The organism is Proteiniphilum sp. UBA1028, from assembly GCF_002316955.1.
In the GTDB taxonomy this organism is placed as follows: Bacteria; Bacteroidota; Bacteroidia; order Bacteroidales; family Dysgonomonadaceae; genus Proteiniphilum.
This window is the reverse complement of the sequence record NZ_DCEN01000045.1, coordinates 77,723-84,196: the sequence shown is the minus strand read 5'-3', so window position 1 is coordinate 84,196 and position 6,474 is coordinate 77,723. Positions and strand designations below refer to the sequence as shown.

Annotated in this window: 3 protein-coding genes; all 3 read left to right on the top strand. The window is 46.6% G+C overall.

Going from position 1 to position 6,474, the window contains the following annotated elements:
- The first annotated feature begins 332 nt into the window (after window positions 1-332).
- A complete protein-coding gene (locus B3Z75_RS08025; RefSeq protein ID WP_294069769.1) occupies window positions 333-2,765 on the top strand; it encodes an endonuclease MutS2 in 2,433 nt (810 codons plus the stop codon).
- Window positions 2,766-2,880: 115 nt separating this feature from the next.
- Window positions 2,881-4,263: an MFS transporter gene (locus B3Z75_RS08020; RefSeq protein ID WP_294069766.1), complete on the top strand. Its 1,383-nt coding sequence runs from the start codon at window positions 2,881-2,883 to the stop codon at window positions 4,261-4,263.
- A gap of 71 nt (window positions 4,264-4,334) precedes the next feature.
- On the top strand, window positions 4,335-6,320 hold the full coding sequence (locus tag B3Z75_RS08015; protein WP_294069763.1) for a glucosamine-6-phosphate deaminase: 1,986 nt from the start codon (window positions 4,335-4,337) through the stop codon (window positions 6,318-6,320).
- Window positions 6,321-6,474: the final 154 nt, after the last annotated feature.

Here is a 6,474-nt window from a genome sequence, read left to right as displayed (position 1 = left end):
ACCAACTGAGCTATCTCGCCATTAAAATACAGAACACCGTGGTTGGCTTTTGGGGCCTCATGATGATGAATCATCTGCTCTGACCAACAAACAAAACAGGAAGTTTATTCCCGAATTCGAGGTGCAAAAGTAGTACAACTTTTTGAATTCTGCAACTAGAAAAACCAAAAATATTACCAGAAAACACAAGAACTGTTTTTTAAGTGGATACCCTGTAATTTTTTCCGGGAAAAATAAAGGGAAAAGTGAATGGCTGAATAGCATTAGTCATCATAAAATTGTAATTTTGCGGGATAAATAAGGCGTATAACGCAACCTACAAATTCAACGACGTGATCTATCCCGATAATTTTGAGCAAAAAATAGAATTCAACAAAGTACGGCAGCTGATCTCCGACCGGTGTTTGAGCATACTTGGACGAGAGAAGGTGGAGGAGATGCATTTTTCTGCTTCTTTTGATGATATAAGCACGCTTTTATCGCAAACGGAGGAGTTTGTGCGTATCAGGGAGGAAGAGGATACTTTCCCGGCCGATCATTTTTACGATCTGCGCCCGGTACTGAGGCACGTGCGTGTGGCAGGTGCCTGGATCGACCAGAGTGCACTTTTCGAACTGCGCCGTTCGCTGCAGACCATCAACGGCATTGTGGCATTTCTGCGGCGTGACGAAGAGAAGACACCCCGCTATCCTCACTTGCTTGCGTTGGCGGGTCATGTGGTTGTTTTCCCGGAGATTACCAAAAAAATTGACAGCCTGCTGGATGGCTTTGGCCAGATGAAGGACAATGCTTCCTCCCGCCTGTCGGAAATTCGGCGTGAACTTACCTCCACGACGAATGGAATTTCCAAAAGTCTCAATGCCATCCTGCGGAAGGCACAAGCCGAAGGATTTGTGGAAAAAGATGTGGCACCAAGTATGCGCGATGGCCGACTGGTGATTCCGGTGAACCCTTCCTTTAAGCGAAAGATCAAAGGGATCGTACACGACGAATCGGCATCGGGCAAGACCGTCTTTATTGAACCGTCGGAGGTGGTGGAAGCCAACAACCGAATCCGTGAGCTTGAAAGTGATGAGCGACGCGAAATTATTAGAATATTGGTTGATTTTACAGACTATCTTCGCCCCTATCTGTCCGACTTGCTGGAGTCGTATGAGTTTTTGGCGAAGATCGATTTTATTCAGGCCAAAGCGGCTTTCGCGCAACAAATAGGAGGAATCAGGCCTTCTCTTGAAGATGTACGGCTGATCGATTGGGTTGAGGCGGTGCACCCGCTGCTCTATCTCTCCCTGAAGAAGCAAAACAGGAAAATTGTTCCGCTTGATATCACACTGGAGGAAACACGCAGAATCCTGGTAATCTCCGGTCCTAACGCCGGTGGCAAGTCGGTCTGTCTGAAGACGGTCGGCTTGCTGCAATACATGGTACAATGTGGCTTACTGATTCCGCTAAAAGAAAATTCCAAAGTCGGTGTCTTTGAAGATATCTTTATCGATATTGGTGACGAGCAATCTATCGAGAACGATCTTTCCACATACAGCTCGCATCTGATGAACATGAAATATTTCGAAAGAAACTGTCATGCGAAGTCTTTGCTGCTGATCGATGAATTCGGGAGCGGTACCGAGCCGCAGATAGGTGCTGCCATTGCGGAGGCCCTGCTCGATCGGTTTAACAGACAACAATCGTACGGTGTGATTACCACGCATTATCAGAATCTGAAACATTTTGCCAACGAACATGAGGGGGTAGTGAATGGGGCCATGTTGTATGACAGGCATGAAATGCAGCCGCTCTTTCGCCTTTCCATTGGTAACCCCGGTAGTTCCTTTGCGGTGGAAATAGCCCGTAAAATCGGCTTACCGGAGGAGGTGATTGCACATGCTTCAGAGATTGTGGGGAGCGACTATATCAACATGGACAAATACTTGCAGGATATTGCCCGCGACCGGCGTTACTGGGAGCGAAAACGCGACGAGATACGCCGTGAGCGCAACCGTCTGAAAGAGGTCGCCACGAAATATGAGACCGGCCTGGAGGATATCAACAAAGAGAAAAAGGAGATTCTTGCTCAAGCCAGGCAGAAGGCAGAACAGATGCTGGCAGAAAGTAACGCTCGCATTGAAAATACCATCCGGGAAATTCGCGAGGCAAAGGCTGAAAAAGAAAAAACCAAACAGGTTAGAGAGTCTCTAAGCCATTTCAGAAAGCAGGTGTTGGCTGCCGATCACGATGAGAGGGAGATAGCAGGTCAAAAGAAACTGGCCAAAAAGGCAAAAAACACTCCCTCATCATCTGCGGTCATCCAGGAAGAACCGCTAGTAGGGGATGCTGTACGCATCAAAGGACAGACCACTACAGGCGAGGTGATGGAAATAAACGGTAAAAAAGCAATCGTTGCTTTTGGAATGATCAAAACCACGGTTGATCTCTGTAGTCTGGAACGGGTGAGCAACAATCAGCTTAAAAAGGAAAAGAAAGCATCGAATACCCGCGATCTGCTGCATGAGCGGAAATTGAATTTCAGGCAGGATATTGATGTACGGGGAATGCGGGGGGATGAGGCACTCCAGGCGGTCATGTATTTTATTGATGATGCGATTCAGCTGGGCGTTGCACGGGTGCGTATTTTGCATGGAACCGGTACCGGGGCTTTACGCCAGATTATTCGTGAATATCTGGGTACGGTGCATGGTGTGTCGCATTTTCAGGATGAACATGTACAGTTTGGCGGTGCGGGAATTACGGTGATTGATTTGGAGTAGGAACTACTGTTAGGGAAAGCCAAAAACCGGATTTGCCTCTTCGATAATCAAAATATTTTTTATCTTTGTCTACGATATTAAAAATTGCATTTAAATTAACATAAAATACCTTCTGATGGTAAAATTTTCAAAACCCTTCTGGGTTGCCAATTTTGTAGAGCTCCTGGAGCGATTGGCATATTATGCGGTCTTTATTGTAATTACCCTCTATCTGTCAAACGTTTGGGGGTTCTCTGATATTGAGGCAGGTGTGATTGCAGGACTATTCTCGGCTTCCCTTTATCTGCTACCGCTGTTTGCCGGTGCCTATGCCGATAAAATAGGTTTCCGCTCGGCGATTCTTCTCGCGTTCACCTTACTTACCGTGGGGTATGCAGGGCTGGGTGTTTTGCCCACGATGCTCGAGAGTGCCGGACTGGTAGATTATGAAATGACCACTACCTATACGGGGCTGAAAGAGAGTTATCTGCGATGGTCTATCGTTGCGCCGCTGATACTGGTAGTAATTGGAGGATCGTTCATCAAGTCTGTTATTTCAGGGACGGTAGCCCGTGAAACAACACCGGAAAATAGAGCGCGCGGTTATTCCATCTTTTACATGATGGTTAATATTGGCGCATTTACCGGCAAAACCGTGGTCGATCCGCTGCGTAGGAGCATGGGAGACCAGGGGCTTGTATACTTGAATTATTTTTCGGCAGCAATGACGCTTCTGGCGCTGATTGCCGTATATCTGTTTTATCAATCGGCCAAAACAGAAGGCAAAGGGAAAAGCTTTGCCGAGATTGGCCGTTCGTTGGTAAAGGTGGTTTTTAACGGTCGACTGATGCTATTGATCCTGATTGTGAGCGGCTTCTGGGTTATTCAAAGTCAGATGTATGCCACCATGCCCAAATATGTGATAAGGTTGATTGGAGAGAGTGCCTCCCCCGGGTGGTATGCGAATGTCAATCCGCTGGTGGTTTTTGTGACTGTAAACTTCGTGACTTCCATGATGAAAAAACGAAGTGCCATCACCTCCATGATGGTGGGAATGTTCATTATCCCTCTCTCTGCACTTATTATGTCTTTTGGTACGCAAATTGGGGAAGATTATATTCTGGGATTGCATCCTGTAGCGTTCATGATGATCATAGGCATTGGCATGCAGGCAATTGCGGAATGTTTTATTTCGCCCCGTTACCTGGAATATTTTTCGCTGCAGGCGCCTAAGGGGCAGGAGGGCCTTTATTTGGGATTTAGCCATCTGCATTCCTTCTTCTCGTTCCTGTTTGCCTTCGGCCTTTCGGGATTTTTGCTGGATAAATATTTACCCGATCCACGGTTGTTCACGGGGGAGTCCGGTGTATTGGACACGGTTGCTTATGCTGAGGCCACGCAAAACGCGCACCATATCTGGTATGTCTTCGTGGCTATCGGCGCTATTTCTGCCATTGCCCTTCTTATTTACGGACAGGTAACCCGCAAGATGGATCGCAGGAGTGAGCAAAAGTCATAAAAAATAAACATGTCACCTCCTCAAGGTGTTATGTTAGGTATAAACAACGTATATAAAATCAATAGAGAAATATGAGATTAGATCTGAGTTCACACATTACTTTCGAACGGGTTCCCAAGAAGTACTACCGTCCGGAAAACGATTTTGAAGAGTACAATCTTGCACGGTATGAGAAGTTGCCTGTCGCAATCTATGAAGAGGCCAGGAGAGCTGCCAAAAAGGTGGCAAACGACATTGTGGAAGAGATGTTACAAAAACAAAAGAAGGGAGAACATTTTGTGCTTGGAGTCAGTGGAGGTACTTCGCCACTGCCGGTTTATGAAGAACTGGTCAGGCAACACAGGGAAAAAAACGTGAGTTTTAAAAATCTGGTTGTTTTTAACACTTATGAGTTTTATCCTGTGCTTGATTTTTCTTTCAGCAATCTGCAGATGTTGAAGGACCTTTTTTTAAATCAAATAGATATTGATCCGGAAAACATCTTCTCACCCGATGCAACCATCGAGAAGGATCTGATTGCCGAGAACTGTGATGCATTTGAGAAGGATCTGGCCGATAAGGGTGGACTCGACTACCTGTTGTTGGGATTAGGGAGCAAGGGGAACGTGGGCTTTAATATGCCTGGAAGCAGCCTTCACTCACAAACAAGGCTTGTCATGCTTGATGGAGACTCACGCAAAGATATTGCCCGCAACTTCGGCTCACTCGACAAAGTACCGTTAAGCGCAATCACCATGGGGCTATCCGACATGATGGATGCCAAAAAGATTGCCCTCCTGGCATGGAGCGAACAAAAAGCCGGGAGCATCCGGGATATTGTGGAAGGCCCTGTAACTGATTTGGTTCCCGGCTCAATCTTGCAGACTCATCCTGAAGTAAAAGTGTTTGTGGACCTTGCGGCAGCCTCGGAGCTAACGCGCATTAGCTGGCCTTGGCTTGTCACCAATTGCGAGTGGAACAGCAAGCTCATTCGTCGGGCCATAGTATGGCTCTGTGGTGTGGTGAACAAGCCTATCCTGAAGTTGACCAACAAGGATTACAATGACAATGGGCTGAGTGAGCTAATCACCCTCTATGGATCAGCTTACAATGTAAACATCAAGATATTCAACGATCTGCAGCATACCATTACCGGTTGGCCCGGAGGAAAACCTGATGCAGACGATACCTATCGACCCGAAAGGGCAAAGCCCTATCCCAAAAAGGTAATTATTTTCAGTCCGCATCCCGATGACGACGTGATCTCCATGGGGGGTACTTTTCAGCGACTGGTAAATCAGGGTCATGAGGTGCATGTGGCTTACCAAACATCCGGAAACATTGCAGTGGGAGACGAAGAAGTAATCCGCTATATCTCGGTTCTGAATAGCATGCGTAAAAAATTCAATCCCGAGAACACCGGTCTTCTGGAAAAATATGAGAAGATTCGTCACTATCTCTTGCACGAAAAAACGAAGGAGGATATCGATACACCCGACATCCTTTTTATCAAGGGGAGAATACGTCGCGAAGAAGCCCGGTCGGCAGACAGATACGTAGGCCTTCCCGAGGAAAATATACATTTTCTTGACCTTCCCTTCTATGAAACAGGCAAGGTGAAAAAAAATCCCATTTCCGAAAGGGATGTGACGATTGTCAAAGATTTTATTGAAACCATCAAACCGCATCAGATCTATGTTGCAGGAGATCTTGCAGACCCGCATGGCACCCACAAGGTGTGTCTCGATGCCATTCTTGGAGCCATCGACATCTTCAAGGAAGAAGAATGGTTCCAAGATTGCCGCGTCTGGATGTACCGTGGTGCCTGGATGGAGTGGGAGATAGATCATATTGAAATGGCCGTACCGCTTTCTCCCGAAGAACTGCGCCAGAAACGAAATGCTATTTTGAGACACCAGTCTCAAATGGAGAGTGCTCCATTCCTTGGTGACGACGAGAGATTGTTCTGGCAACGCTCGGAAGAACGAAACCGTGCCACGGCCGATATGTACTGGAAGCTTGGCCTGGCCTCTTACGAAGCAATAGAGGCCTTTGTGGAGTATATTCCGGTACAATAATTTGACCGGTAAATATCCAATTACAAAAAAGCTGTCATACAAGACAGCTTTTTTGATTTCAGGAGCTATTTTGTTAAACCAGATGAGTAGAGCCGAGCTTGTGCGAGCCATGCCATCGTGAGAATTGAAAATCGAGGAGCGGAGGCGACTCAAT